Source organism: Pseudomonas paraversuta, from assembly GCF_904063065.1.
GTDB lineage: Bacteria > Pseudomonadota > Gammaproteobacteria > Pseudomonadales > Pseudomonadaceae > Aquipseudomonas > Aquipseudomonas paraversuta.
Window position 1 is genome coordinate 156,273 of the sequence record NZ_CAJFCL010000006.1, and the last position, 25,232, is coordinate 181,504.

Annotated in this window: 24 protein-coding genes; 14 read left to right on the forward strand and 10 right to left on the reverse strand. The window is 59.4% G+C overall.

Features of this window, described 5'->3' with window-relative positions:
- The first annotated feature begins 1 nt into the window (after position 1).
- Both JQ845_RS14000 and JQ845_RS14005 read left to right on the forward strand, forming a co-directional pair.
- Positions 2 to 1,336 carry a sigma-54-dependent transcriptional regulator gene (locus JQ845_RS14000; RefSeq protein WP_010655744.1) on the forward strand — a complete coding sequence of 445 codons (1,335 nt, stop codon included), beginning with the start codon at positions 2 to 4 and terminating at the stop codon, positions 1,334 to 1,336.
- A 213-nt stretch (positions 1,337 to 1,549) separates the two neighbouring features.
- On the forward strand, positions 1,550 to 2,869 hold the full coding sequence (locus tag JQ845_RS14005; RefSeq protein ID WP_003442854.1) for an MFS transporter: 1,320 nt from the start codon (positions 1,550 to 1,552) through the stop codon (positions 2,867 to 2,869).
- A 70-nt stretch (positions 2,870 to 2,939) separates the two neighbouring features.
- Here JQ845_RS14005 and JQ845_RS14010 read toward each other — a convergent pair whose 3' ends face one another.
- Complete coding sequence (locus JQ845_RS14010) at positions 2,940 to 3,695, reverse strand: COG4705 family protein (RefSeq protein ID WP_010655743.1); 756 nt, start codon at positions 3,693 to 3,695, stop codon at positions 2,940 to 2,942.
- A gap of 392 nt (positions 3,696 to 4,087) precedes the next feature.
- Between JQ845_RS14010 and JQ845_RS14015 the strand changes: the two genes are divergently transcribed.
- Positions 4,088 to 4,345 (forward strand): hypothetical protein, encoded by a 258-nt coding sequence (locus JQ845_RS14015; protein WP_003442858.1) that lies wholly within the window; start codon positions 4,088 to 4,090, stop codon positions 4,343 to 4,345.
- A gap of 222 nt (positions 4,346 to 4,567) precedes the next feature.
- Positions 4,568 to 5,188: a flavin reductase family protein gene (locus tag JQ845_RS14020; protein WP_203009157.1), complete on the forward strand. Its 621-nt coding sequence runs from the start codon at positions 4,568 to 4,570 to the stop codon at positions 5,186 to 5,188.
- A gap of 3 nt (positions 5,189 to 5,191) precedes the next feature.
- Here JQ845_RS14020 and JQ845_RS14025 read toward each other — a convergent pair whose 3' ends face one another.
- Positions 5,192 to 5,425, reverse strand: a complete 234-nt coding sequence (locus JQ845_RS14025) for a hypothetical protein (RefSeq protein ID WP_003442877.1) — start codon at positions 5,423 to 5,425, stop codon at positions 5,192 to 5,194.
- Positions 5,426 to 5,457: 32 nt separating this feature from the next.
- Entirely contained in the window at positions 5,458 to 5,772 is a 315-nt protein-coding gene (locus tag JQ845_RS14030) for a putative quinol monooxygenase (protein WP_003442878.1), read from the reverse strand.
- Positions 5,773 to 6,090: 318 nt separating this feature from the next.
- Between JQ845_RS14030 and JQ845_RS14035 the strand changes: the two genes are divergently transcribed.
- Complete coding sequence (locus JQ845_RS14035) at positions 6,091 to 7,020, forward strand: AraC family transcriptional regulator (protein WP_003442880.1); 930 nt, start codon at positions 6,091 to 6,093, stop codon at positions 7,018 to 7,020.
- Here JQ845_RS14035 and JQ845_RS14040 read toward each other — a convergent pair.
- The gene (locus tag JQ845_RS14040) at positions 7,015 to 8,646 is read right to left on the reverse strand and encodes a 5-guanidino-2-oxopentanoate decarboxylase (RefSeq protein WP_203009158.1); all 1,632 of its coding nucleotides are present in this window, start codon (positions 8,644 to 8,646) and stop codon (positions 7,015 to 7,017) included. The two genes, JQ845_RS14035 and JQ845_RS14040, sit on opposite strands and share 6 nt — an antisense overlap.
- 111 nt (positions 8,647 to 8,757) lie before the next feature.
- Here JQ845_RS14040 and JQ845_RS14045 point away from each other — a divergent pair, with 111 nt between their 5' ends.
- A complete protein-coding gene (locus tag JQ845_RS14045) occupies positions 8,758 to 9,642 on the forward strand; it encodes a LysR substrate-binding domain-containing protein (RefSeq protein WP_203009159.1) in 885 nt (294 codons plus the stop codon).
- A 62-nt stretch (positions 9,643 to 9,704) separates the two neighbouring features.
- On the opposite strand, the gene JQ845_RS14050 is transcribed toward JQ845_RS14045, so the two are convergent.
- Entirely contained in the window at positions 9,705 to 10,319 is a 615-nt protein-coding gene (locus JQ845_RS14050; protein WP_160626895.1) for an NAD(P)-dependent oxidoreductase, read from the reverse strand.
- Between the two features lie 43 nt (positions 10,320 to 10,362).
- Positions 10,363 to 11,247, reverse strand: a complete 885-nt coding sequence (locus JQ845_RS14055; protein ID WP_010655741.1) for an MBL fold metallo-hydrolase — start codon at positions 11,245 to 11,247, stop codon at positions 10,363 to 10,365.
- Positions 11,248 to 11,360: 113 nt separating this feature from the next.
- On the opposite strand from JQ845_RS14055, the gene JQ845_RS14060 reads away from it, so the two are divergent.
- Positions 11,361 to 12,260: a LysR family transcriptional regulator gene (locus JQ845_RS14060; protein WP_003442894.1), complete on the forward strand. Its 900-nt coding sequence runs from the start codon at positions 11,361 to 11,363 to the stop codon at positions 12,258 to 12,260.
- Between the two features lie 324 nt (positions 12,261 to 12,584).
- On the opposite strand, the gene JQ845_RS14065 is transcribed toward JQ845_RS14060, so the two are convergent.
- A complete protein-coding gene (locus JQ845_RS14065; RefSeq protein ID WP_010655740.1) occupies positions 12,585 to 13,478 on the reverse strand; it encodes a helix-turn-helix domain-containing protein in 894 nt (297 codons plus the stop codon).
- A 174-nt stretch (positions 13,479 to 13,652) separates the two neighbouring features.
- On the opposite strand from JQ845_RS14065, the gene pobA reads away from it, so the two are divergent.
- Both pobA and JQ845_RS14075 read left to right on the forward strand, forming a co-directional pair.
- Positions 13,653 to 14,837, forward strand: coding sequence for a 4-hydroxybenzoate 3-monooxygenase (pobA, locus tag JQ845_RS14070; protein WP_127196154.1), 1,185 nt, complete (start codon positions 13,653 to 13,655; stop codon positions 14,835 to 14,837).
- Between the two features lie 60 nt (positions 14,838 to 14,897).
- Positions 14,898 to 16,415, forward strand: a complete 1,518-nt coding sequence (locus JQ845_RS14075) for an MDR family MFS transporter (RefSeq protein WP_203009160.1) — start codon at positions 14,898 to 14,900, stop codon at positions 16,413 to 16,415.
- Positions 16,416 to 16,496: 81 nt separating this feature from the next.
- Here JQ845_RS14075 and JQ845_RS14080 read toward each other — a convergent pair whose 3' ends face one another.
- The 3 genes from JQ845_RS14080 to JQ845_RS14090 all read right to left on the reverse strand — a co-directional run bounded on the left by JQ845_RS14080 (position 16,497) and on the right by JQ845_RS14090 (position 19,324).
- Complete coding sequence (locus JQ845_RS14080) at positions 16,497 to 17,318, reverse strand: hypothetical protein (RefSeq protein ID WP_003442921.1); 822 nt, start codon at positions 17,316 to 17,318, stop codon at positions 16,497 to 16,499.
- Between the two features lie 61 nt (positions 17,319 to 17,379).
- Positions 17,380 to 18,378, reverse strand: coding sequence for an NAD-dependent epimerase/dehydratase family protein (locus tag JQ845_RS14085; RefSeq protein WP_003442923.1), 999 nt, complete (start codon positions 18,376 to 18,378; stop codon positions 17,380 to 17,382).
- 52 nt (positions 18,379 to 18,430) lie between these two features.
- A complete protein-coding gene (locus tag JQ845_RS14090; protein WP_003442925.1) occupies positions 18,431 to 19,324 on the reverse strand; it encodes a LysR family transcriptional regulator ArgP in 894 nt (297 codons plus the stop codon).
- Between the two features lie 99 nt (positions 19,325 to 19,423).
- Between JQ845_RS14090 and JQ845_RS14095 the strand changes: the two genes are divergently transcribed.
- The 5 genes from JQ845_RS14095 (at position 19,424) to JQ845_RS14115 (ending at position 25,007) form a co-directional block, all read left to right on the forward strand.
- Complete coding sequence (locus JQ845_RS14095; protein WP_003442927.1) at positions 19,424 to 19,825, forward strand: ACT domain-containing protein; 402 nt, start codon at positions 19,424 to 19,426, stop codon at positions 19,823 to 19,825.
- A gap of 5 nt (positions 19,826 to 19,830) precedes the next feature.
- Positions 19,831 to 20,433, forward strand: coding sequence for a LysE/ArgO family amino acid transporter (locus JQ845_RS14100; RefSeq protein ID WP_003442932.1), 603 nt, complete (start codon positions 19,831 to 19,833; stop codon positions 20,431 to 20,433).
- 186 nt (positions 20,434 to 20,619) lie between these two features.
- Positions 20,620 to 21,216, forward strand: coding sequence for a superoxide dismutase (locus JQ845_RS14105; protein ID WP_003442934.1), 597 nt, complete (start codon positions 20,620 to 20,622; stop codon positions 21,214 to 21,216).
- A gap of 232 nt (positions 21,217 to 21,448) precedes the next feature.
- Positions 21,449 to 23,515, forward strand: a complete 2,067-nt coding sequence (locus JQ845_RS14110) for a putative bifunctional diguanylate cyclase/phosphodiesterase (protein ID WP_010655736.1) — start codon at positions 21,449 to 21,451, stop codon at positions 23,513 to 23,515.
- A 145-nt stretch (positions 23,516 to 23,660) separates the two neighbouring features.
- Positions 23,661 to 25,007 (forward strand): imelysin family protein, encoded by a 1,347-nt coding sequence (locus JQ845_RS14115; protein ID WP_003442937.1) that lies wholly within the window; start codon positions 23,661 to 23,663, stop codon positions 25,005 to 25,007.
- Positions 25,008 to 25,232: the final 225 nt, after the last annotated feature.

Sequence of the window (25,232 nt, forward strand, 5' to 3'; positions counted from 1 at the left end):
CATGCTCAATTCGGTTATCGTGGTCGATGACGAGGCCAGTATTCGCAATGCCGTTGAGCAATGGCTGAGCCTCAGCGGTTTTGACGTGCAGTTGTTCAGTTGCGCTGAAGATTGCCTGAGCCAGTTACCCGCACATTTCGCCGGTGTGATTGTCAGTGATGTGCGCATGCCGGGGATGGGGGGCCTGGCCCTGCTGAACCGCTTACAGCAGCTGGACCCGGATCTGCCGGTCATTCTTCTGACGGGCCATGGCGATGTCCCGATGGCGGTCGAAGCCATGCGCGATGGCGCTTACGACTTTCTGGAGAAGCCTTTTAGCCCCGAAGCGCTACTGAGCAGCCTTCGGCGCGCGCTGGAAAAGCGCCGGCTGGTACTGGAGAACCGTCGTTTGCACGAACAGGCAGACCTGCGCCAGCAGATCGACGGGCGCCTGCTCGGCATGTCCCGCAGCTTGCAGACCTTGCGCCGCCAGGTGATGGAACTGGCGCCGCTGCCGGTCAATGTGCTGATTCGCGGCGAAACCGGCAGCGGCAAAGAACTGGTCGCCCGCAGCCTGCATGACTTTGGCCCGCGGGCCGACAAACCTTTTGTCGCGCTCAATTGCGCGGCGATCCCCGAACAATTGTTTGAAGCCGAATTGTTCGGTCACGAAAGCGGCGCGTTCACCGGCGCCCAGGGCAAGCGCATAGGCAAACTGGAATATGCCGATGGCGGCACCTTGTTTCTGGATGAAATCGAAAGCATGCCACTGGCCCAGCAAGCCAAATTACTGAGGGTGCTGCAGGAGCAAAAACTCGAGCGCCTGGGCTCGAACCAGAGCATCGCGGTTGATTTGCGGGTGATCGCCGCAACCAAACCCGACTTGCTCGAAGAAGCCCGCGCCGGACGCTTTCGCGAAGACCTGGCCTATCGCCTGACGGTGGCCGAACTGCGCCTGGCACCTCTGCGCGAACGCCGTGAAGACATTCCGTTGTTGTATCAGTACTTTTCCCACACCGCGGCCGAGCGTCTGGGCCGTAGCGCGCGGCCACTCAGCGGGCCGCAGCTATCGCGTCTGCTGAGCCACGACTGGCCCGGCAACGTACGCGAACTGGCCAACGTTGCAGAACGTGACGTCCTGGGCCTGAGCGAACCCCAGTTTGAAGACCTCAATCCTGGCCAGTCCCTCGTGGCGCAACAGGAAGCCTTTGAAGCGCAATGCCTGCGGGCCGCCCTTAGCCGGCACAAAGGCGATATCAAGGCCGTGCTCAACGAGCTGCAACTGCCGCGCCGCACCCTGAATGAAAAAATGCAGCGTCATGGACTGGTACGTGAGGCATTCACACAACCTCTGTAGGCCCGAGCTCTTCAGAGCGGCCGCGAACAGTTTGCGCGCCATATAGGCGGATTTCCGCTCATCCAAACATCCCGCCCGGCGGATACCCGCTCACTTCCTATCGTTCCCCCCTTATAAACCGGGGGTTCAAGCCTTGGCACAACTCCTGCTATAGCCCTGCAAGCTCGCGTTTTGACGCGCTATAAAAAAACAAATAAAAGAAGGATCCATTTAATGGATAACTCAAGCTCCCTGTCTGCCGGGTCTGCTGCAACCCCGAAAGAAAGAACCACCTCCAGCCGCATCAAATCCATTTTCAGCGGTTCCGTCGGCAACATGGTCGAATGGTACGACTGGTATGTTTATGCCGCGTTCTCGCTGTACTTCGCCAAAGCCTTTTTCCCGAAAGGCGACACCACTGCCCAATTGCTCAATACCGCCGCGATCTTCGCCGTCGGCTTTTTGATGCGCCCGATCGGCGGCTGGCTGATGGGCCTGTACGCTGACCGCAAAGGCCGTAAAGCCGCGCTCATGGCTTCGGTACTGCTGATGTGCTTCGGCTCGCTGCTGATTGCCCTGTCCCCAGGTTACGAAACCATCGGCGTATGGGCGCCGGTCCTGCTGGTCTTCGCCCGCTTGCTGCAAGGCTTGTCGGTGGGTGGCGAGTACGGTACCTCGGCGACCTATCTCAGCGAAATGGCGACTAAAGAACGTCGCGGCTTCTTCTCCAGCTTCCAGTACGTCACCCTGATCTCGGGCCAGCTCATCGCGCTGGGCGTGTTGATCGTGCTGCAACAGACCCTGACCGAAGAGCAGCTGTATAGCTGGGGCTGGCGGATTCCGTTCGTGATCGGTGCCCTGTGTGCAGTGGTTGCCCTGTATCTGCGTCGCGGAATGGAAGAGACCGAGTCCTTCAAGAAGGTCAAAGCCGAGCCTAAAGAAAGCGCCATGCGCACGCTGATGCGTCATCCAAAAGAATTGATGACCGTAGTCGGCCTGACCATGGGCGGCACACTGGCGTTCTATACCTACACCACCTATATGCAGAAATACCTGGTGAACACGGTCGGGATGAGCATCTCCGACTCCACCACCATTTCGGCCGCCACGCTGTTCCTCTTCATGTGCATCCAGCCCCTGGTGGGCGGGCTGTCCGACAAGGTTGGACGACGTCCGATCCTCATCGCCTTCGGTGTACTGGGTACCCTGTTCACCGTGCCGATCCTGACCACACTGCATACCATCACCACCTGGTGGGGTGCGTTTTTCCTGATCATGGCGGCGCTGATCATTGTCAGCGGTTACACCTCGATCAACGCCGTGGTGAAAGCCGAACTGTTCCCGACCGAAATCCGCGCTCTGGGTGTAGGCCTGCCTTACGCACTGACGGTATCGATCTTCGGCGGCACTGCTGAATACATCGCCCTGTGGTTCAAAAGTGCAGGTATGGAAACCGGCTATTACTGGTACGTGACGGCGTGTATCGCCTGTTCGCTGCTGGTGTACATCACGATGAAAGACACCCGCAAACATTCGCGGATCGAGACCGACTAAACGTCCCGGGCTCTGCAGGAGCGAGCTTTTAACAGATCGCCAGACAAGCTCGCTACTGCAAGTTCATCGTTTAAGACAACCCGGCCACCGCAGGCCGGGTTTGTTTGTTTTTGACATAGGCGGCGCCGGCGATCATCGCCACCAGTATCCCTGCCAGTACCAGCGACGAGCCGACAGTGCCGAAATCCAGTCCACCCTTGTCATGGGGCTTGGTCAGGAAGTCGCCCAGGGTCGCGCCAAAGGGTCGCGTCAGCACGAACGCCACCCAGAACAACACCACCGACGAGATGTTGCTCAAGTAACGTGCCAGCACCACAACGGCAATGGTTGCCCCGATGAACAAGGCACCTCCCGCAAAACCCAGCCCCGAATCATCCGCCAGGTAATCGCCCAGGGCGGTACCCAGGGTGTTGGAAAACAGAATCGCCATCCAATAGAACATCTCGCCGCGCGGGGTCTGCACCTTGCTGACGTTGAGTGACTCGCCGCTCCATTTCCACAGCGCAAAAATCGCCACCAGTATCGACACCAGAATCAATGAGCCCGTGGCGTAACCCAGGCCCAGTGTGCGGTCCATAAAGTCCGACATGGTGGTGCCGGCCGTACTGGTGGACAGAATCACCAACCAGTACAGCACCGGGTTGTAGGTTTTCGAGAACAACTGAGTCAGCAAGGTCAGAACGAACACGCTGATAAGGATCATCGAGCTAACGGCATAACCCACATTGAGGGTCATGGACAGCAAATCGCCGGCGGTTTCTCCCAGGGTCGTGGCGCAGATTTTCATCACCCAGAACGCAAGGGTGATTTGGGGAAGTTTATTCATCGGGTAAAGGCTCCAGGTGGCAGGGTGCAAAGCCGTTGCAGTTGTCGGCTTTTTTGCCCGCTGAAGACTGCTGCCCGCCCGGTGAAAAATAGGTAACGCGAAAATGAAAAGTCCGTCCGCGGGTGCAGTTTTTTTCAAGATTAATAGTCAGTTAATGCTGATAGCCCACTATCAATCTCAGCGAAACATCAGTTCATGGATGATTCGCAGCGCCCTCGGCCAACAAGCTGAACAGCCTGCAGATCACATGATTGAGCGCGCCAACACATCGAATAAACTGATTACTTAGTGCTAATTTTTGCGCTTTTTAATCAATTTAATCGGCGTAGTCTTAAACCCACAGCAACGAAACATCCCGCTCTTCACAAGAGTCCGCAACAAGGAGCACGACCATGAAAACCAAATTTATCCTCGCCGCCGCCCTCTCAGTCCTGGCCTTCAACGCTTTTGCAGGCGACGGATTTGATCGCACCCAATCAGCAACCTTTGCTGAAGATGGCTACAGCCGCACAGGTTCTGCCGCAGTCGCTGCCGACGGTTATGACCGCACCGGTTCTGCCACCTTTGCCGAAGACGGTTACAGCCGCACCCAGTCGGCCACCTTCGCCGCCGATGGCTATGATCGTACCCACGGCGCCCGCTTCAGCTAACACCTGAAGTTGCCACTCCAGCCCGGCTTCGGCCGGGCTTAGTCGTTTCTGGAGCAAGGTAAAAGGCAATGGCCTTCTACCTGTAGGCGCGAGCTTGCTGCTGCAGGTAGGAGAGGGGCTCAATCACGCCCAAAATCTCAAAAAGCCAATCTTGTTTTGTCATTCAACAAAATGGCTTGCACTATATAGCCCCTCTATCCCAGCCGTTTGCGGACTCCTGCCATGCATGACGACATCCATTTCTATGAGCCCGCCAAGGGCCACGGTTTACCCCATGATCCATTCAACGCCATCGTCGGGCCGCGGCCGATCGGCTGGATTTCGTCGCAGGATGCCCAGGGCCGGCTGAACCTTGCGCCCTACAGCTTTTTCAATGCGTTCAACTACATCCCGCCAATCATCGGGTTTTGCAGTGTGGGCCGCAAAGACAGCCTCAATAACATCGAGCAAACCGGCGAGTTCGTCTGGAACCTGGCTACCCGGCCTTTGGCCGAGGCGATGAACCAGAGCTGTGCGATGGTCGCGCCAGAGATCAATGAATTCGAATTGGCCGGGCTGACGACCGGGGCCTCACGGGTAGTAAGCGTGCCCCGGGTGGCCGAAACCCCGGTGTCGTTCGAGTGCAAGGTGACGCAGATCATTCAGCTGCAAAGGGCAGACCAGGAACTGGTGCCAAGCTGGCTGATTCTGGGGGAAGTGGTGGCGGTACATATCGCCAGGCATCTGCTTAAAGACGGGATTTACGACACTGCCGCCGCTGAACCTATTTTGCGCGGCGGCGGCCCGGCGGATTACTTCCAGCTGGGGCCTGAGGCGCTGTTCAAAATGCACCGCCCCCGCTAGTCGTTACCAGACCAGTTCGGCGTCTTCAGTAACGCCCTGCAGGTCTTCAAGCTTTTGAGCGGCGGCCGCATCGGCTTCGGTCGCTGTTTTAAAAGTCTGATCGATCAACACTTTGTGAAAGCGCGGCGCGCCGCCTTCGTACAAGGCTTTGACTGCAATCGCCGCATGGTAAGTACCGGGTTCTACCGGAACAACCGCTGATACCGCTTCAAAATGTGCAAACTCTTTACGCGCCATGCTGAAAACTCCGGCCACAAAAAACCGGCATTCTACCTGTTCAACCCGCCTGCATCGCTGAAGGTTTTAAAATCGATGCTTTCAACCACCTGTTGGTGCACCAGCACGCTGTAAACCTCCATCACCGGGGAGTTGAAGTAGGCTTGCATCGAGGGTTCATCCTGCCAATGGCCCACGACGTGCCACAACAGCGGGTCGGTGTCGCAATGCTGCAAGGCAAAGTGCATACAACCGGCGGCTTTACGGGTGGGCTCGAGCAGTTGGTTGAGGCAGGTCTGCACTTGGGCCGAGCACCCTACGCGAGCGCGGACCAAGGTCATATGACTGACGGCACTGGACTGGGGCATGGTGGCCTCCACAAAAGAAAGTGGCATGGGTGAGAGGTTCAAAGCTTATAGCCCGGCGCTCCTGGCCGTTAGTCGATTCCTGCCCCTGGCTTGCACAATTCTGCAAAACCTCGCACGTCCCCCTCCTCTGCCCAGGTACTCACCAGACTGACTGGGCGCTATGCTTTCAAGCAATCATCGACCTCTGCCACGGCCTCGCCGGACAGCCAACCCCGGACAGCGACAGAATCAGGCAAGCCTTCGACAGGAATCGACTACCCCTGCGCCTTGCACAAATTTAAGCTGTGCCCACTCTGCCGCTTTAACGAGGATGCTCCCATGTCACTGCTGGAACCGCCGCGCCCCGCGCTCGACCCCGCGCTAGAAAAGCAGCGGGTGGAACTGGCTGACCTGATCCACCGTCACGCCCGTGAAGATGGCACGTTCACTACTCCCGTCGAGGCGCTGTTCGTTTCGCGCTACAGCCGGCCCAGTGACTTTTCCCCCAGCCACCCCAAACCGGCCCTGTGCATCATGGCCCAGGGCCGCAAGGAGGTGCGGTTAGCCGATGAGTACTTCGCCTACGATCCGCTCAATTACCTGGTGGTCTCGGTGTCGATGCCCATCAGCGGCCGGGTTCTGGAGAGTGATCCCGAACAGCCGGTACTGGCCCTGCGCCTGGATATTGATCCGGTAGACATCACCACCTTGATCAGCGACGCCGGGCCCATGGGCGTACCGTCACGGCCTGCGGGCCGGGGCCTGTATGTAGAACCCATCGACCAGCCGATGCTCGACGCCTTGCTGCGCCTGACCCGCCTGCTCGACACGCCGAAAGATATCGCCATGCTTGCCCCCTTGATCCGCCGCGAGATTTTGTACCGCCTGTTGCGCAGCCCGCAGGGCTACCGGCTGTATGAAATAGCCAGCGAGAACAGTCAGACGCATCGTGTTAGCCGGGCGATTTCCTGGCTCAACGGTAACTTCGAACAGCCGCTGCGCATCGACAGCCTGGCCCGGGAGGCCAATCTCAGCGTGTCGACCTTGCACCACCGCTTCAAGGCGATGACAGCCATGAGCCCGTTGCAGTACCAAAAACAGCTGCGCCTCAACGAAGCGCGGCGGTTGATGCTCAGCGAGGGGCTGGATGCATCGGCCGCCGGCTACCGTGTGGGCTACGAAAGCCCTTCGCAATTCAGCCGCGAGTACAGCCGCCTGTTTGGTGCGCCACCGGTACGGGATCTGGCGCGCCTGCGAATGAGCCTATAGCGCCAGGGATTGCTGCCATTGCAGCTCGTCGATTTCGATCAAGGTCGGCCCCTGACGGTCGGCGGCACTGGCCAGCGCTGCGCGCAGTTGCCCTTCGCCCTCCACCGCCAGTGCGGCACAGCCCATGGCTTTAGCCACACCGATAAAGTCCGGAGTGTAGATATCGACGCCCACCGGCTCGATGGCACGATTGAGCATGTACTTCTTGATTTCGCCGTAACCCTGGTTGTTCCACAGCAACAGGATAATCGGCGTGCGAGCTTCAACCGCGCTGGCCAGTTCGGACAGGGTAAATTGCAAGCCGCCATCGCCGATCAGGCATAACACCGGACCACCCGCCTGGCCGCCACTACGACGCCCCAGCCAGGCACCAACGGCCGCCGGCAAGGCATACCCCAGGGTGCCGTAGCCGGTGGAAGAGTTGAACCAGCGCCGCGGCTGATCGGGATTGAAGGTCAGGTTGCCGGTGTATACCGGCTGGGTCGAGTCGCCGACACATACTGCATCCGGCAATACATCGAACAGGGTCTGCAAAAAGTGCGTTTGCGCCCGGGTCGGCGCATCCCAGTCACTTGCCAGTTGCGCCTGCAAGCGGCTGACCCGCGCCGCGCCCCATTCGGCACCGCGTGCCGGCAAGACGCCAAGTTCAGCCAGCAAGGCTTCAGCCGCCACTCTGGCGTCTGCCACCAGGGCCAGCGCGGGTGCATAGTTGCGAACCGTCTGATCCGGGTCGATATCGATCCGCAGCAAGACCCCGGGAATTTCAAAGCCACCGGCAAAGGTGATGTCGTAATCGGTTTCGGCCAGCTCGGTGCCAATGGCCAGGACTACGTCCGCTTCGGCGACCAAAGCGCGGGTGGCCACCAGGGACTGGGTGGAGCCGATCAGCAGCGGATGGGCGGCAGGCAGCATGCCCTTGGCGTTGATGGTCAAGGCCACGGGCGCACCCAGCCGTTCGGCCAGTTGTTGCAGCGCCGGGGCCGCGTCAATTGCACCGCCACCGGCCAGAATCAATGGCCGTTTGGCCTGGGCCAGACGCTGGCCCATCTGTTCGATAGCAGCGGGCGCCGCGCCAGCACGAGCAATGCTGACCGGTTGGCTGGCAAGCAGCGCATCAGCATTTTCCACCAGCACATCCAGCGGAATTTCGATATGTACCGGCCGTGGTCGTCCCGCCTGGAACACGGCAAAAGCGCGGGCCAGTACGGCCGGCAGTTCAGCCGCCGACATCAGGGTGTGGGAAAACGCCGCCACTCCAGCCACCATCGCACTCTGGTTCGGCAACTCGTGCAGCTTGCCGCGGCCACCGCCCAACTGACTGCGCGACTGCACACTGGAGATCACCAGCATCGGAATCGAATCGCCATAGGCCTGGCCCATTGCCGTGGTGATATTGGTCATGCCCGGGCCGGTAATGATGAAGCACACCCCGGGTTTGCCACTGGTACGGGCATAGCCATCAGCCATGAAGCCGGCACCCTGTTCGTGACGCGGGGTCACGTGATTGATCGACGAGCCCGCCAACCCGCGATACAACTCAACGGTATGCACGCCGGGAATGCCGAATACCTGCTCAACCCCGTAGGCCTCCAGCAACTTGACCAATACTTCGCCGCACGTCGCCATCTGTCCTGCCCCTCTTGTTGTTCTAAATGAACCATTGAAGCGGGCGAGTGTGGCGCGCACAACGCAAACCTGCTCATACTAGCCATGTCCTGTGCTCATGGCTGACTCCTGATGAAACGCCTTCCGCCACTCCCTGCGCTGCATACTTTTTTAATCACTGCCCAATGCTGCAACTTCACCCGGGCCGGAGAGCAGTTGCATATCTCCCAGGGTGCCGTGAGCCGGCAGATTGCCGGGCTTGAAGATCACCTGGGCTATGCCCTGTTCCACCGCCAGGCACGGGGCTTGAGCCTGACCGAGCAAGGCCAGGCGCTGTACCCGAGGATCGAGCAGGCCTTCGATCTGATCGGTGAAGCGGTCGAGCAGGCCAGCGTGCGCCGTACCCCGCTGCAGATTAAAGCTCCGACCTGCATGTTGCGCTGGCTGTTGCCCAAATTGATGGAATGGCAAAAGCTGCGCCCGGACGTGCCGGTAGAACTGACCAGCAGCATGGAGCACGGGGTGGATTTTCGCCGTGAGACCTTCGATGCCGCGGTGATTTACAGCGCCACCCCGGGACCAAAGCGCCTGGGCCAACACCTGCTGGATGAGCAACTGACCCCCGTATGCGCCCCGCAGTTGCTGGAGGGCAGCGAAGCCATCAATAGCCTGGACGACCTTAAGCACCACACGCTACTGCACCCCAGCCGCGATCAACAGGACTGGAGCAACTGGCTGAATGCTGCCGGAGGCGATGTCGCGAGCATCTGCAAAAGTCAGTACTTCGACACCCTGGACCTGGCCATGACGGTGGCAGCCCAGGGCAACGGTGTCGCGATCGGTGACTGGTCACTGATCGGCGACGACCTGAAGAGTGGCCGCCTGGCCCTGCCATTTGATTTGAAAGTACGCACCGGAGCGGTGTATCAGCTTGTCTGCTCGCCGCGCGCAGAAGCTTCGGCGCCGCTGCGCGAATTAATGGAATGGCTGGTCAAGCAGGCAACAACAACGCCGTAGGGGCGAGCTCGCCTCGCGACAATACTGTCACCAGACCTGCTCGCCCCTGTCACAGCCGGTAATCAGTAACCGACCGTAAACCGCTGACGCGAATGCTTGGGGTGCTCCACTTCATCGAGCATGGCGATGGCGAAGTCGGCGAAGGTGATCCAGCTTTTGCCTTCGGCACTGACCAGCAAATGATCTTTGCCCAAACGGAATTTACCGGTGCGCGGGCCTTCTACAAACTCGGCAGACGGGGAAATAAAGGTCCAGTCCAGGTCCTTCTCGGCGCGCAGGGTATCCAGATAAACGCCTCCGGCTGTGGCTTCCGGCTTGTACTCGGCAGGGAAGCCCGGGCTTTCGATGACCTTGGTATTGTCGGGCAGCAACAGCGAACCCGCACCACCGACAAACAGCAGGCGCCTGACCCCGGCTTTTTTTACCGGGTCGATGATGGCCGCAGCCGGCAGGGTCGAGAAGTGCGCAGCACTCAACACCACATCGTTGCCTGCCACCGCCTCTTGCAGCGCGGCTGCGTCGTTGATGTCCACATCCTTGGTCACAACTGCGTTACGGGCGCCGATTTTCGAAGCATGGCGGGCAATGGCCGTAACGCTGTGACCGCGACGCAGGGCTTCTTCCAACAATTGACTACCCGCACGACCGGTAGCGCCGATAATTGCAATCTTGCTCATGACATTCTCCAGCTGGATTGATGGGTGGCAGGTAAATCCTGCCTCACCACTGCACTTCGTCTTTGGCTACTTTGGCGCTCAGTTCCAGCGAAGATTCTTCGCCCAGATCCGGGTAGCGTTTTTTCATCGCGGCAATCAGTTCTCCCGAATTGCGGGCCTTGAGGGCTTCTTCGTCAAAGGCCTTGATGTAGTCGCGGGTGAAATGTACGGCGTTCAGGGAGCGGTCGTTCTGCCCCAGGTAATGACCGGGCACGACCACTTGCGGTTGCAGGCTGTCGATACGTTTGAGAGTGGCCAGCCACTGCCGGTGAGACTGCGGGGTCTGGGTATCGGCCATCCACACGTGCAGGTTATCGGCCACTACCACGCCGCCGACCACCGCCTTGAGCGAGGGAATCCAGACGAAGGTGCGATCCGGCTGTCTGCCGCCCAGACCTACGATGTCCAGCTCACGCCCTTCAAGCTCCAGGGTGTTGCCCTTCAACACCTGCGGCACGATCAACCGGCCCGGTACATCCTGGCCCATCTGCGGTCCCCAGTACGCCAGCTTGGCGTCCTTGGTTTTATTGATGTGCTCGACAGTCGGCCCCGAGGCCAGCACTTTGGCGTCCGGGAAGGCCCGGGTCAGGGTTTCCAGGCCGAAGTAGTAATCCGGGTCGCCATGGCTGATGTAGATGGTGGTCAAGTGTTTGCCGCTGGCACGGATCTTGTCGACCACTTGCCGGGCCTGGGCGGCGGCAAACTGGGCATCAATCAGAATCGCGTCTTTTTCACCGCTGACCAGCACTGAGGACACCGGAAAAATGGCCGCAGCACCGGGATTGTAGACGTCCAGGGTCAAAGGGGCCGGGGCGGCTGCCGCGTGGGCAGCAAAGCCCAGTACGGCAGCACCGAGAATGAAACGGCGCAGGGTGGAAAATCCAGGCATGGGAGGTATCCAGAGTCGTGGGACGATGCAGGTGATGGACAGAGCTTAGTAGCACCCCAGCCAACTAAAAATGCGATGCTTGAACATAGTCTGTTTCGGATATCGGGCAAATCATGGATCGTCTTACTGCAATGCGGGTGTTCACCACCGTCGTCGACCTTGGCAGCCAGTCAGCGGCGGCCGATCATCTGGACCTGTCGCGGCCTGTGGTGTCGCGGTACCTGGCTGAACTCGAAGAGTGGGTGGGCGCCCGCTTGATGCACCGCACCACCCGCAAACTGAGCCTGACCGCCGCCGGTTTCGAAACGCTGCCCCGCTGCCGGCAATTACTGGAACTGGCAGATGACCTGCAGGCCACAGTCAGTGTTCCCGGTGATGCGCCGCGGGGTTTGCTGCGGATCAGCGTCAGCACCTCATTCGGCCAGGCCCAACTGGCCGCTGCCGTTGCTGACTATGTGCGGCTCAACCCGCAGGTCAGCGTCGATCTGCAAATGCTCGACCGCACAGTGAATCTGGTGGATGAACGGATTGATCTGGCAATTCGCACCAGCAATGACCTGGACCCGAACCTGATTGCCCGCAAGCTGACGGTCTGTCGATCGGTGTTATGCGCAGCACCGGCCTATCTGCGCGAGCACCCGGCACCGCAACAGGTCGATGACCTCAGCCGGCACAACTGCCTGACCCACTCCTACTACGGCAAAAGCCTGTGGCATTTCACCCGGCGCGGCGAAGAAATAGCGGTGCCGGTGCAAGGCAACATCAGCGCCAATGAAGCCAGCACCCTGTTGAGCGCCACACTGGCAGGGGCCGGAGTTTCATTGCTGCCCACCTATCAGGCCGGGATACATGTGCGCCAGGGCACACTGGTCCGTCTGCTGCCAGATGCCGAACCCCGGGTGATGAACATTTACGCGGTGTATGCCTCGCGCAAACACATGCCCGCCACGTTGCGCAGCATGCTCGACTTTCTCGCCGGGCGCTTTACCGAAAAACCGGCGTGGGATGCCTGAAAAAACATCTAGAGCGCGGCCACATAATCTTGCGAATAGTCCATTTGGAGGATGAAGCGCTGCAACTCCACTCGTACAACTAGCATGGCAAGTCCTTAGGTCTGAACTAGCCTCAATGGTGTGACGTCTAGGAGATGAATGCCATGACCACTAAAACAAAAACCAGATGCATGACCTTGTTTCTCATTTTTGCTGCCGCTGTCATATTTGCTGGCGCTTGCTACCGCGCCGAACAAACCCGGCAAGCAGTCGGATATACCGTCAGTTGCAATGGCGGGCACTGTAATTCTGCGTTTAGCGCTCTGAGGTAAGGATGCCCCGGAGTCAGACCGGACTGCTGTTGTCAGTCCGGTCTGTACGAAACGCGCTGGGCGAAGTCCCGGTCAGGCGCCGGAAAAAACGCGCAAAATACGCCGGGTCGGCAAAACCCAGGCTATCGGCCACTTCGCTGATGGTCATCGGTGTGTAAATCAAATGCCGTTTGGCCTCCAGCAACAGGCGCTGATGAATGATCTGCAACGCTGACTGCCCCGCCAGTTCACGGCAGATGCTGTTTAGATGCGCCACCGAAATGCCTACCTGATGCGCTAACTGCTCCACGGCGGGTTGTTGGCGAAACAGGATCTCGACCCGTTGATTGAACAGGCTCAAATACTCCCGGCCACGTTGTGGCAATTGCCGCGCTTCACGCCGTGCGATGACCTGGCGCGTGACCCACACCAACAGCACGCTGATGAGCGATTGCAGGAGCATGTCCCGGGCCGGCCGGGCGCCCGCATATTCGCTTTGCAGCACACTGAACAGATTATTCAGGTAATGCCGATCCTTGCCCGCCGGGTAACTGGCCGCCCTTTGCAAAGCACTCAGCGAACCGCCCAGCTGGGCTTGCAACTGCGCCACCAACGGCGCGGCCAACGTCAGGACATAGCCGTCAACGTCAGGGGAAAACTGAAAACCGTGGACGCATAACGGCGGGATTACCTGAATCGCAGATTGCTCCAGCACATGCTGCTGGCCTTCGATTTCCACCTGCGCCCGCCCCTTGTGCACGTACAGCAACTGGCACAGATCTGCATGCCGATGGGGGCGAATCTCCCAGTCGTGGACGCGGCTGCGCAACGAAATGGTTTCGCAGTGCAGCAGGTCGGGACTGAGCCAGTCCTGCTGCTCACCATAAAGCTTGAAGACCGGGATCGACGGATAAGAGGAAAGATTCATAGCGCCAGTGTCTAAAGATGGGTCAAGGGCCGATAACCGCACCGATTAGCGAAAAGTACCGGTAATGACGTGGTTATCACCTTCTATTGCCCGCTTCGCAAGCGAAAAATACAAGCACAAACTAATAAGAACCACCTCGCCCTTAACGGCCGGGGCTTGCGAGAGACCACCACGATGAGAACTCAAGTCGCCATTATCGGTGCCGGCCCTTCAGGCCTGTTGCTCGGTCAACTGCTGCATGGAGCGGGCATCGATAACATCATTATCGAACGCCAGACTGCCGATTACGTCCTGGGGCGAATCCGCGCCGGGGTGCTTGAGCAAGGTATGGTCGACCTGCTGCGACAGGCCGGAGTCAGCCAGCGCATGGACGCTGAAGGCCTGGTGCACGACGGTTTTGAACTGGCACTGGATGGCCGCCAGGTCCATATCGATCTCAAGGGTCTGACCGGCGGAAAAACGGTGATGGTCTACGGCCAGACCGAAGTGACCCGGGACCTGATGGCTGCACGTGCGCAAGCAGGCGCGCAAACCCTGTACAGCGCCAGCAACGTCCAGCCCCACGACATGAAAACCGATGCGCCCTACCTGACCTTTGAGAAAGACGGCGAAAGCTGGCGCCTGGATTGCGACTACATTGCCGGCTGCGATGGCTTTCACGGAGTGGCGCGCCAGTCGATTCCCGGCGACGTACTGAAAATCTTCGAGCGTGTTTACCCCTTCGGCTGGCTCGGGGTACTTTCAGATACCCCGCCCGTCAACGACGAACTGGTTTACGCCAAACATGAGCGCGGTTTTGCCCTGTGCAGTCAGCGCTCGGCAACCCGTAGCCGTTATTACCTGCAAGTGCCGGCCGATGAGCAGGTCGAGGACTGGTCCGACCAGCGCTTCTGGGACGAACTCAAGGCCCGCCTGCCGCAGCCCCTGGCCGAACGTCTGGTGACCGGGCCGTCAATCGAGAAAAGCATCGCGCCGCTACGCAGCTTCGTGGTCGAGCCCATGCAGTACGGGCGGATGTTTCTGGTGGGGGACGCCGCACACATCGTGCCGCCCACTGGGGCCAAAGGCTTGAACCTGGCCGCCAGTGATGTCAGCACCCTGTTCAATATTCTGCTCAAGGTATACACACAAGGTCGCACCGATTTGCTGGAGCGCTACTCCGAGGTGTGCCTGCGGCGAGTATGGAAGGCCGAACGCTTTTCGTGGTGGATGACCTCGATGCTGCACCGTTTCCCTGACAGCGACAGCTTTAGCCAGCGGATTACCGACAGTGAGCTGGCATATTTTGTCGACTCTGTGGCAGGGCGCACGACCATTGCAGAAAATTACGTGGGCCTTCCTTACGAGGCTATCGAATAGCAAGCTATCGAGTAGACTGGGCGGCATTCCACCACAGGCATGCCGCGCACAGGTGTTGTAGTGACCAATCTGAATCAGCCCCCCCAATCCAGACCCGCCATTCGCAGCATTCTGGTTGCCCTGATGCTGGCGATTTTCCTCGGCGCGCTGGACCAGACCATCGTGGCCGTCTCCATCCCTGCCATCTCTGCCCAGTTCAAGGACGTCAGCCAGCTGGCCTGGGTGATTTCGGGCTACATGGTGGCCATGACCGTGGCCGTTCCCATCTACGGCAAACTCGGCGACCTGTACGGGCGCCGACGCCTGATGCTGTTCGGCATGGGCCTGTTCACCCTGGCCTCGCTGTTTTGCGGGCTGGCGCAGAACATGGAGCAACTGGTGCTGGCGCGCATCATTCAGGGGATCGGCGCGGGCGGGATGATTTCGGTAAGCCAGGCAATCATTGGCGACATCGTGCCACCCCGCGAGCGCGGGCGTTATCAGGGCTATTTCAGCGGCATGTACGCCATTGCCAGCGTTGCCGGGCCGGTTCTGGGCGGCTATATGACCCAATACCTGTCATGGCGCTGGGTATTTTTGATCAATTTGCCCCTGGGCCTGGCAGCGTGGTGGATCTCGTACCGCACACTGGTCGGGCTGCCCGTGCCGCAACGCAAACCGATCATTGATTACCTGGGTACGGTATTGATGATTGTCGGGCTCACGTCATTGCTGCTGAGCATCACCTTTATCGGTCAGGGCCATAGCTGGCGGGATACTCAGGTGCTGGGCCTGCTGCTGGCTGCGCTGATCGCCCTTGGTCTGTTCGTACGGCATGAGCGCCGCACCCTGGAGCCGTTGCTGCCAATGCACCTGTTTGCCAACCGCAACGCGGTGCTGTGCTGGTGCACGATTTTCTTCACCAGTTTTCAGGCGATTTCGCTGATCGTGCTGATGCCGCTGCGTTATCAGAGCATCACCGGCGCGGGCGCTGACAGCGCCGCCATGCACCTGTTGCCACTGGCCATGGGCCTGCCGATGGGCGCTTACTTTGCGGGACGCATGACCTCGGTTACCGGCTATTACAAACCGATGATTCTGGCGGGCGCGATGCTGATGCCCCTGGCCATTTCCGGCATGGCATTCAGCCCGCCAGGTTCGGAGGTATTGAGCGGCGTCTTTATGTTGTTCGCCGGGATTGCCGCCGGGCTGCAATTTCCGACCTCGCTGGTGGGTGCACAAAACTCGGTACAGCAGCACGACATTGGCGTGGCCACCAGCACCACCAATCTGTTCCGCTCACTGGGCGGCGCAGTGGGTGTGGCGTTGATGTCGGCCTTGTTGCTGGCGCTGCTGCACGGTTCCTTGCTGGCCCCTGCCGGCGGCACAGGGATGCTGGTTGAAGGCAGCTCGGGCAACCTGTTGCTCGACAGCCTGAATACAGTGCAAGGCCCTGCACTGGCGAGCCTTCGCGCAGAATTGCTGCAGACCTTCCGTCACCTGTTGCTGATCAGTGCGGCAATCTCGCTGCTGGGGTTGAGCGCGGCGATAGCCATGCCCAATCAGGTACTGCGCGGGCGCGAAGACAAGGCGCAGTAAATTATTGGGCCATCGGAGCAGTCTTGAACGCTGCACCGATGCCATCGCCAGCAAGCTTGCGGCTAGAGGTGTTGCACCCCATCAAGGCCGGGCGCTGATCTGCTTCTGCAAGTTTTGAATCTGGCTTTGCAGGGTGTTGATGTTGCGCGTCACCTGGCCACGGAAGGCGTCAAACTCAGCGGTATTGGTGCCCTGGGCGGGTGCCGGGCGGTTCTCCAGTTCACTTTTGAGCACCATCAAGTCCTGCTCCAGACGCTCTACCGCTGCACCCGGGTTGCCCTGTTTTTTCAGGGCCGCCACGTCCACCGCTTGTTGCGCGACGCTGGCTTTGAGTGTGGTCAGTTCACTGCCCAGGCTTTTGATATCGGCTTCGAGTCTGGTCTGGCTTTCTTTCTGGGCCGTTACCTGCAGCAACATCGCAGCATTGATCTGCTCAAAACGGTTGTCCAGTTCGCCCTGCTGCCCGGCCACCATGCCTTGCTGGCGCGTGCTCTGCTCCTGCAGCTGCTCTTCAATCTGCTTGATCTGCAACTTCAGGGCTTCGCTGCCGTTATTGATGTTCGACTCGCTGGCCACCACCTTGCCCGATATGGCCTGCAAGCGTCCCGCCGCATCCTCGCTGATACGGGCAAAGCTTTCCTGGGTCGCCACCAGTTGCTGCTCCATCAGCGAAATCTGCTGAAAGCTCCACCACCCCAGCCCCGCAACCGCCAGCATCAATGCACCGACAAGCACCCACAAAGGTCCGGTACTCGGCCCCTTGACCTTGATCACCGGCGTGTTGCGCGAGTACACCGTGGTGCGTTCACGGGCACCGCCAGCCGGCTCCAGCGGGTCCTGATCAGCCGCCGTGGCGCGCAGGAGCGGTACATCGTGAAAGTCGTCGCGGGCATCATTACGCATGGCTAAACCTTTTTTGAATCCTGAAAATGGGGTCAAGGTACAAGCTTCGGACACCAGAGGGTTAACGGTAAGGCGATTCCTGGGCTTTCCACCAGCCGCAAAACTCGTCAAGCGCCGCCCACAGACTGACTTTAGGGTCGTAGTCCAGATAGTGCCGGGCGCGGCTGATGTCGAGAGTAAAGTCCTTGTCCATGATCTGCACGCCCAGGCGCGACAGGGTCGGCTCAGGCTGACCGGGCCACAGTTTGCAGGCGGCCTCGTTGAGCGCTCCCTGGCTGTAGGCCAGACCATAGCCTCGGTAGCGGGTAACTTGCGGCACGTTCATCTGGCGCATCACGTAATTGATCACATCCCACAGCGGAATGGGTGCGCCATTACTGATGTTGTAGGCCTTGCCCAGGGCCGAACCTGTGGTCAGCAGGCTGCTCATCAAGGCTTCGTTGAGATTCTGGATGCTGGTGAAATCGACCTTGTTCAGGCCATTGCCGACGATGGCCAGCCGACCTTTGCGTTGCAGCTTGAGCAGGCGCGGGAACAGGCTCATGTCTCCCGCCCCGGTGACGAATCGCGGACGCAGGGCAATCACCTCAAGGCCGAACTCCTGGGCACCGAAGACTTTTTGTTCCGCCAGGTTTTTGGTCGCGGCACAGGGATGCCGGAAACGTCGGGGCAACTGTTCTTCAGTCAAATCGGTATGGGAGCGGCCATCGAAGTACAGCGATGCCGAAGACAAATGCACCAGGCGCCGTACTCTCTGCTTCAGACAGGCTTCCACCACATTCTCGGTGACCAGCACGTTGTCGCGGTGGAAGTCCTGATAACGACCCCAGGCGCCCACGTGACCGGCGCAATGCACCACGGCATCGACATCGACACACAAATCGCGCACCAGCAAGCCATCGGTCAAATCACCCGGGATAAATTCAGCCCCGCGCCGCACCAGGTGTTCAACACCTTCGGCCCGTCGCCCGCTGACCCGTACGTCAAAGCCCTGCTCCAGGGCAGAACGCGCAAAGCGTCCGCCAATAAAGCCGCTCGCGCCGGTGACCAGAATCTTCATCAATCACTCCAAATGCTGTAATTCTTGTTGCCTGCTGTTTAAACGCTGGTTGTCAGGCCAAAGGCACTAACCAGCGGGGTGCCGAGCGCGTTAAATGCTCGGTCAGTTGCCCCAGCAGTTGCCCACCGTTGCGCCAATGATGCCAGTACAGTGGCACGTCGATCGGTTTATCTGCCAAAAGCTCCACCAAAGCCCCGCTTGCAAGCTGCTCGCGCACCTGCAATTCAGGTACCAGCCCCCAGCCCAGGCCGGCTTCGGTGAGGCGAATAAAACCTTCGGAGGACGGACACAAATGGTGCTCGAAGCCGCCGTCGACCCCAAGGGATGCCAGGTAGCGATGTTGCAAAAAGTCATCCGGGCCGAATACCAGCGCGGGGGTTTTTGGCAACAACCCGGCACTCACCCCCTCGGGAAAATGCCGGGCAATGAACGCCGGGCTGGCCAGTGCGCGGTAGCGCATGGCGCCCAGCAATACGCTACGGGCCCCGGCCACCGGACGCTCACTGGCGCACAGGCAGGCGGCCACTTCACCGGCCCGCATCCGTTTGAGGCCCACGGTTTGATCTTCAACCACCAAGTCCAGCAACAGATGCTGGTCGGCACAAAAGTCCCCCACCGCCACGGCCCACCAGGTGGCCAGACTGTCGGCGTTCAAGGCAATGCGCAGCCGTTCGGGCAGGCCTTCATCGTCCAGGGCCGGGACCGCACTCTGCAAGTCGCGCTCAAGCAGACGCACTTGCTGGACGTGGTTGAGCAAACGCCGACCAATCTCGGTCGGGCTCGGCGGTGTGGCGCGAATCAGCACCGGTTGGCCGATGCGTGCCTCCAGCAGCTTGATCCGCTGGGAGATGGCCGATTGCGAAAGGCCCAGGACCTGGGCCGCCCGTTCAAAACCGGCCTGCTCTACGACTGCGGCAAGGGCAGAGAGTAATTTATAGTCGAACATCAGTTTTCCTAATGAGCGATCAGCAATATTGGTTTTTCTTATACAGCTTCAGCCCCGAGAATAGCCAGCATCACTTTTCACTCTTCAAGGACTTACTCCATGGCCGGCGAAACCGCCCTGGCAACTCTGTTGCGCAGCATGAGCCCGCACCTCAACCAGGGTGACTACGTGTTTTGCACCCTGCCCGACCACCGCATCCCGGACAGTTGCGAGGTGATCGGCAGCTTTCGTGAACAAGAAGGCCTGACACTGATTGTCGAGCGCCAACAGGCCGAACAGGCCGGGCTTGCCTATGACTACATCGCCGCCTGGATCACCCTCAATGTGCACTCGGCGCTGCAGGCAGTCGGCCTGACAGCAGCCTTCGCCACTGCCCTGGGCCAGGCCGGAATTAGTTGCAACGTGATTGCCGGTTATTACCACGACCATCTGTTTGTCGGCCGCAGCGATGCAGATCGCGCCATGACAGTACTGAGTCAATTGGCAGCCAGCGCGGAGTAAGAACCATGTGGCAAAGTTATGTGAACGGCTTGCTGGTGGCCCTGGGTTTGATCATGGCCATTGGTACCCAGAATGCCTTTGTGCTGGCGCAAAGCCTGCGCCGGGAACATCACCTGCCGGTGGCGGCCCTGTGCGTGGTATGTGACGCCCTGCTGGTGGCTGCCGGTGTGTTTGGCCTGGCCACAGTGCTGGCGCAAAACCCTTTGTTGCTGGCCATCGCCCGCTGGGGCGGCGCAGCCTTCCTGCTGTGGTACGGCACCCTGGCCCTGCGCCGGGCCTGTTCGAAACAAAGCCTTGGGCAAGGTGAAAACCATAAGGTGCGTTCATTACGCGCGGTGATGCTCAGTGCCCTGGCGGTGACCCTGCTCAACCCCCATGTGTATCTGGACACCGTGTTGCTGATCGGCTCCCTGGGCGCCCAGCAAACTGAACCCGGCGCTTATGTCGCAGGTGCCGCCAGTGCCTCGCTGCTGTGGTTTTCCGCCCTGGCCCTGGGTGCCGCCTGGTTGGCCCCGTGGCTGGCACGCCCGGCAACCTGGCGCTGGCTGGACCTGCTGGTGGCGGTGATGATGTTCAGCGTGGCGTATCAATTAATAAGTGCCGGCTGATGCGGGCCAGAGCGTTTGCAAAATCTTTGGAACCTCTATTCCACACAGTTGTTGCGTGGTTTTGCCGCACCCCCGGTGCTATGATCCAGCCCCTGCGCCGCGAAGAGTAAAAACTCATCGGCGCGTGTTTGGCCGCCCGTGATCGGCCTTGCGCTCATCGCAACTGACCTGATTAGGAGAATCATCATGGCTTTCGAATTGCCGCCGCTGCCCTACGCACACGATGCCCTGCAGCCGCACATCTCCAAAGAAACCCTGGAGTTTCACCACGACAAGCACCACAACACCTACGTCGTGAACCTGAACAACCTGGTGCCAGGCACCGAGTTCGAAGGCAAAACCCTGGAAGAGATCGTTAAAACCTCTTCGGGCGGTATCTTCAACAACGCCGCTCAGGTCTGGAACCACACTTTTTACTGGAACTGCATGACGCCAAACGGCGGCGGCGCACCTACTGGCGCGCTGGCTGATGCCATCAACGCAGCCTTCGGTTCGTTTGACAAGTTCAAGGAAGAGTTCAGCAAGACTTCCATCGGCACCTTCGGCTCCGGCTGGGGCTGGCTGGTGAAGAAAGCTGACGGTTCCCTGGCCCTGGCCAGCACCATTGGCGCCGGCAACCCGCTGACCAGCGGCGACACCCCGCTGCTGACCTGCGACGTTTGGGAACACGCTTACTACATCGACTACCGCAACGTGCGTCCGAAGTATGTTGAAGCGTTCTGGAACCTCGTTAACTGGAAGTTCGTTGCTGAGCAGTTCGAAGGCAAAACCTTTACTGCTTAAGCCTGACTCCAGGTAAAAAAAACCCGGCATGCCGGGTTTTTTTTGTCTGCCTGAAAGCGTCTGCCCCGCCCCTGCCCGGTTTCGGGCCAGCCGTATCAAGACACCCGATATTTTTCATTCAGCCCCTCAAGTTAAAGAAGCCGCAGACCGACACATTAGCTGCCGTGGATATCTGCAGCGGTACTCAGGCACCTGGCCAAAAGCATAAGTGGCAGAAACAAGGAATAGCGCTTTGAAGCCGGAACTCAAAAACAGCTTGTCGTTCAAGTTGCTGCAGATCGTGTTGCTGTCGGCACTGGGCGTTGGAGCAGTGCTTGGTTGCGGGCAAATTGTGTTCTACGCCTACGAAACACGACAGACCGTCAACAATGATGCGGGGCGTATCCTTGGCATGTTTCGCGACCCCTCGACTCAGGCGCTGTATAGCCTGGACCGCGATATGGCGATGCAGGTCATCGAAGGCCTGTTTCAGGATGATGCCGTGCGTCAGGCGTCCATTGGTCACCCCGATGAAGCCAGCCTTGCGCAAAAGTCACGGCCCTTGCACACGTCCTCAAGCCGTTGGCTGACCGACCTTATTTTGGGCCGGCAACACACCGACAGCATTGCGCTGACAGGCCGTGAACCGGACCGCGAGTATTACGGCGACCTGAACATAACCCTCGATACCGCCCCTTTTGGCAAAGATTTCCTAACCAACGCCGTGATCATTCTGATCTCCGGCGTGCTGCGCGCGCTGCTGTTGGGGCTGGTGCTGTACCTGGTGTATCACTGGCTACTGACCAAACCCTTGTCAAAAATCCTCCGCCACTTGACCAGTATCAACCCCGATCGCCCCGGCGAGCACTGGATGCCGCCACTCAAGGGGCATGAAAACAATGAACTGGGGATGTGGGTCAACACCGCCAATCAGCTGCTGAGCTCAATTGAGCGCAATACCGATTTGCGCCGCGAAGCGGAAAACTCCTTGTTGCGCATGGCCCGGTATGACTTTTTGACCGGTTTGCCAAATCGACAGCAACTGCAGGCCCAACTGGGCAAAACCCTGGTGGAGGCTGGCCGCTCGCAACGTCGTGTCGCGGTGCTGTGTGTGGGGCTGGACGATTTCAAAGGCATCAACGAACAGTTTGGCTATCAGACCGGTGACCGGCTGTTACAAGCCCTGACTGACCGGATTCGTGCCCACAGCGCATGCCAGGGCACTCTGGCACGCCTGGGCGGCGACCAGTTCGCGCTGGTCCAGGCCCATATCGAGCAGCCCTACGAGGCCGCCGAACTGGCCCAGAAGATCATTGATGATCTCGAGACCCCCTTCAGTCTGGACCAGCACAACATCCGATTACGCGCCACCATTGGCATCACCTTGTTTCCCGAAGATGGCGACACATCTGAGCAACTGCTGCAAAAAGCCGAGCAGACCATGACCCTGGCCAAAAGCCGGTCGCGCGGCCGTTATCAGTTTTATATCGCCAGCGTCGACCGCGAGATGCGGCGTCTGCGCCAGCTGGAAAAAGACTTGCGCGAAGCACTGCTCAATAACCAGTTGCACCTGGTCTACCAGCCGCAGATCCGTTACAGCGACCATCGGGTGGTCGGGGTCGAAGCGTTGCTGCGATGGCAGCACCCCGAGCACGGCCTGGTCCCTGCGGATCTGTTTATTCCGCTGGCCGAAAAAAACGGCAGCATCATTGCCATCGGTGAGTGGGTACTGCACCAGTCCTGCCGCCAACTGCGCGAATGGCATGATCAGGGCTTCAGCGAGCTGCGCATGGCAGTCAACCTTTCGACCGTGCAACTGCATCACGCCGAACTGCCACGGATGGTCAACGAGCTGTTTCACAACTACCACCTGGCGCCCCGCAGCCTGGAGCTGGAGGTCACAGAAACCAGCCTCATGGAAGACATCGGCACTGCCGCCCAGCACCTGCTGAGCCTGCGTCGCTCCGGCGCCTTGATCGCGATTGATGACTTTGGCACCGGCTACTCATCCCTGAGCTACCTCAAGCGACTGCCGCTGGACAAAATCAAGATCGATAAAAGTTTTGTGCAGGACCTGATTGACGATGACGACGATGCGACCATCGTGCGGGCCATTATTCAGCTCGGCAAAAGCCTGGGCATGCAGGTAATAGCCGAAGGCGTCGAAACCGCCGAACAGGAAGCCTATGTGATCAAGGAAGGGTGTCACGAAGGCCAGGGCTATCTGTACAGCAAACCCCTGGGAGCACGGGAGTTGAGCGCTTACCTGGAGCAGGCCCGGCGTAATCGGCTACTGAAGCTGCAACCCGGTGTTTCGTGATTGCCCCTGAATCGGGGTTGCCTGAAGGTAAATAAGAAATATTTACAACGCTAACCCTTTACACAAAATGCATATCTTTCGCATCATGTCGCAGTTTTGCGTGCAGCCGCACGCTTGTCCCACCTCTCGAAGCAGGATTTTCGCCATGATTCGTATGCCCCTGGCTACCGCCAGTCTGCTGGCCATTGCTATCTCACTCGCCGGTTGTGGCGACAAGGACAAGGAAAAAACTGCGGCGGCCCCTACGCCGGCAGCAGCCACCAGCACCGCAACGCCAGCGACCGATGTCAGCGCGGTGAAAATTGATGAAGCTGCCGCCAAAGCCGTTGTCGCGCATTACGCCGACATGGTTCACGCAGTATTCAGCGACGCCGAGTCGGGTGCGAAAAAACTGCAAACGGCTATCGACGCCTTCCTCGCCAAGCCCAACGATGACACCCTCAAAGCCGCCCGCGCGGCCTGGGTTGAGGCGCGCGTACCTTACCTGCAAAGCGAAGTATTCCGTTTCGGCAACACCATCATTGATGACTGGGAAGGTCAGGTTAATGCCTGGCCACTGGACGAAGGCCTGATCGACTACGTTGACACCAGCTACGCCGGTGCACTGGGCAACCCGGGTGCCAACGCCAACATTATTGCCAACACCCAGATCCAGGTCGGCGAAGACAAGGTCGACGTGACCGAAATCACCCCCGAGACCCTCGCCAGCCTGAACGAACTGGGCGGCTCCGAAGCCAACGTGGCGACCGGCTACCATGCAATCGAATTCCTGCTCTGGGGCCAGGACCTCAACGGTACCGGCCCTGGCGCGGGCAACCGTCCGGCGTCCGACTACCTTGAAGGCGAAGGCGCCACCGGCGGCCACAATGACCGTCGTCGCGCGTACCTCAAAGCGGTTACCCAACTGCTGGTCAACGACCTGGACGAAATGGTCGGTAACTGGGCACCGGATGTAACCGACAACTACCGCGCCACACTGCAAGCTGATACCCCGCAGAACGGCCTGCGCAAAATGCTGTTCGGCATGGGCAGCCTGTCGTTGGGTGAACTGGCAGGCGAACGCATGAAAGTGTCGCTGGAAGCCAACTCTCCGGAAGACGAGCAAGACTGCTTCAGCGACAACACCCACAACTCGCACTTCTACGATGCCAAAGGCATTCGTAACGTGTACCTGGGTGAGTACCTGCGTACTGACGGCACTAAAATGACCGGCCCGAGCCTGTCGTCGCTGGTTGTGGCGGTTGACCCGGCCACAGACGCCACGCTGAAATCCGATCTGGCAGACACCGAAGCCAAGATCCAGGTCATGGTTGATCTTGCCAACAAGGGCGAGCACTACGACCAACTGATCGCCGCGGGTAATGAGGCGGGCAATCAGGTTGTGCGTGACGCCATCGCCGCCCTGGTCAAACAGACCGCGGCCATCGAGCAGGCAGCCGGCAAGCTGGGCATCAACGATCTGAACCCGGACACTGCCGACCACGAGTTTTGATCCGCAGGGTTTGAGTGAATGATGAGGCGGCCTTCGGGCCGCCTTTTTTATTCGACGCCACCTGGCTCTGCACAAGCGAGCTTTTTATCGAGCCCATGTTGATGGGCGAGTGAACGCGACATTCCCGGGAAGCTCGCTCCTGCAGTGCCGGGTCGGACCAGCTTGCAAGGTGGAGCAATTCCCTCCGTGCACAGGAACGAAAACCTGCCCCTGATCAAACCAAAT

Excerpts from the sequence above, each read along its gene's own strand:
- JQ845_RS14060 (WP_003442894.1), top strand. The coding sequence starts at position 11,361 with ATGGATCGTCTTACTGCAATGCGGGTGTTCACCACCGTCGTCGACCTT.
- JQ845_RS14115 (WP_003442937.1), top strand. The coding sequence starts at position 23,661 with ATGATTCGTATGCCCCTGGCTACCGCCAGTCTGCTGGCCATTGCTATC.
- JQ845_RS14025 (WP_003442877.1), bottom strand. The coding sequence starts at position 5,425 with ATGGCGCGTAAAGAGTTTGCACATTTTGAAGCGGTATCAGCGGTTGTT.
- JQ845_RS14030 (WP_003442878.1), bottom strand. The coding sequence starts at position 5,772 with ATGCCCCAGTCCAGTGCCGTCAGTCATATGACCTTGGTCCGCGCTCGC.
- JQ845_RS14045 (WP_203009159.1), top strand. The coding sequence starts at position 8,758 with ATGAAACGCCTTCCGCCACTCCCTGCGCTGCATACTTTTTTAATCACT.
- JQ845_RS14065 (WP_010655740.1), bottom strand. The coding sequence starts at position 13,478 with ATGAATCTTTCCTCTTATCCGTCGATCCCGGTCTTCAAGCTTTATGGT.
- JQ845_RS14040 (WP_203009158.1), bottom strand. The coding sequence starts at position 8,646 with ATGGCGACGTGCGGCGAAGTATTGGTCAAGTTGCTGGAGGCCTACGGG.
- JQ845_RS14105 (WP_003442934.1), top strand. The coding sequence starts at position 20,620 with ATGGCTTTCGAATTGCCGCCGCTGCCCTACGCACACGATGCCCTGCAG.
- JQ845_RS14050 (WP_160626895.1), bottom strand. The coding sequence starts at position 10,319 with ATGAGCAAGATTGCAATTATCGGCGCTACCGGTCGTGCGGGTAGTCAA.
- JQ845_RS14005 (WP_003442854.1), top strand. The coding sequence starts at position 1,550 with ATGGATAACTCAAGCTCCCTGTCTGCCGGGTCTGCTGCAACCCCGAAA.
- JQ845_RS14055 (WP_010655741.1), bottom strand. The coding sequence starts at position 11,247 with ATGCCTGGATTTTCCACCCTGCGCCGTTTCATTCTCGGTGCTGCCGTA.
- pobA (WP_127196154.1), top strand. The coding sequence starts at position 13,653 with ATGAGAACTCAAGTCGCCATTATCGGTGCCGGCCCTTCAGGCCTGTTG.
- JQ845_RS14100 (WP_003442932.1), top strand. The coding sequence starts at position 19,831 with ATGTGGCAAAGTTATGTGAACGGCTTGCTGGTGGCCCTGGGTTTGATC.
- JQ845_RS14085 (WP_003442923.1), bottom strand. The coding sequence starts at position 18,378 with ATGAAGATTCTGGTCACCGGCGCGAGCGGCTTTATTGGCGGACGCTTT.
- JQ845_RS14015 (WP_003442858.1), top strand. The coding sequence starts at position 4,088 with ATGAAAACCAAATTTATCCTCGCCGCCGCCCTCTCAGTCCTGGCCTTC.
- JQ845_RS14020 (WP_203009157.1), top strand. The coding sequence starts at position 4,568 with ATGCATGACGACATCCATTTCTATGAGCCCGCCAAGGGCCACGGTTTA.
- JQ845_RS14080 (WP_003442921.1), bottom strand. The coding sequence starts at position 17,318 with ATGCGTAATGATGCCCGCGACGACTTTCACGATGTACCGCTCCTGCGC.
- JQ845_RS14035 (WP_003442880.1), top strand. The coding sequence starts at position 6,091 with ATGTCACTGCTGGAACCGCCGCGCCCCGCGCTCGACCCCGCGCTAGAA.
- JQ845_RS14090 (WP_003442925.1), bottom strand. The coding sequence starts at position 19,324 with ATGTTCGACTATAAATTACTCTCTGCCCTTGCCGCAGTCGTAGAGCAG.
- JQ845_RS14010 (WP_010655743.1), bottom strand. The coding sequence starts at position 3,695 with ATGAATAAACTTCCCCAAATCACCCTTGCGTTCTGGGTGATGAAAATC.
- JQ845_RS14000 (WP_010655744.1), top strand. The coding sequence starts at position 2 with ATGCTCAATTCGGTTATCGTGGTCGATGACGAGGCCAGTATTCGCAAT.
- JQ845_RS14095 (WP_003442927.1), top strand. The coding sequence starts at position 19,424 with ATGGCCGGCGAAACCGCCCTGGCAACTCTGTTGCGCAGCATGAGCCCG.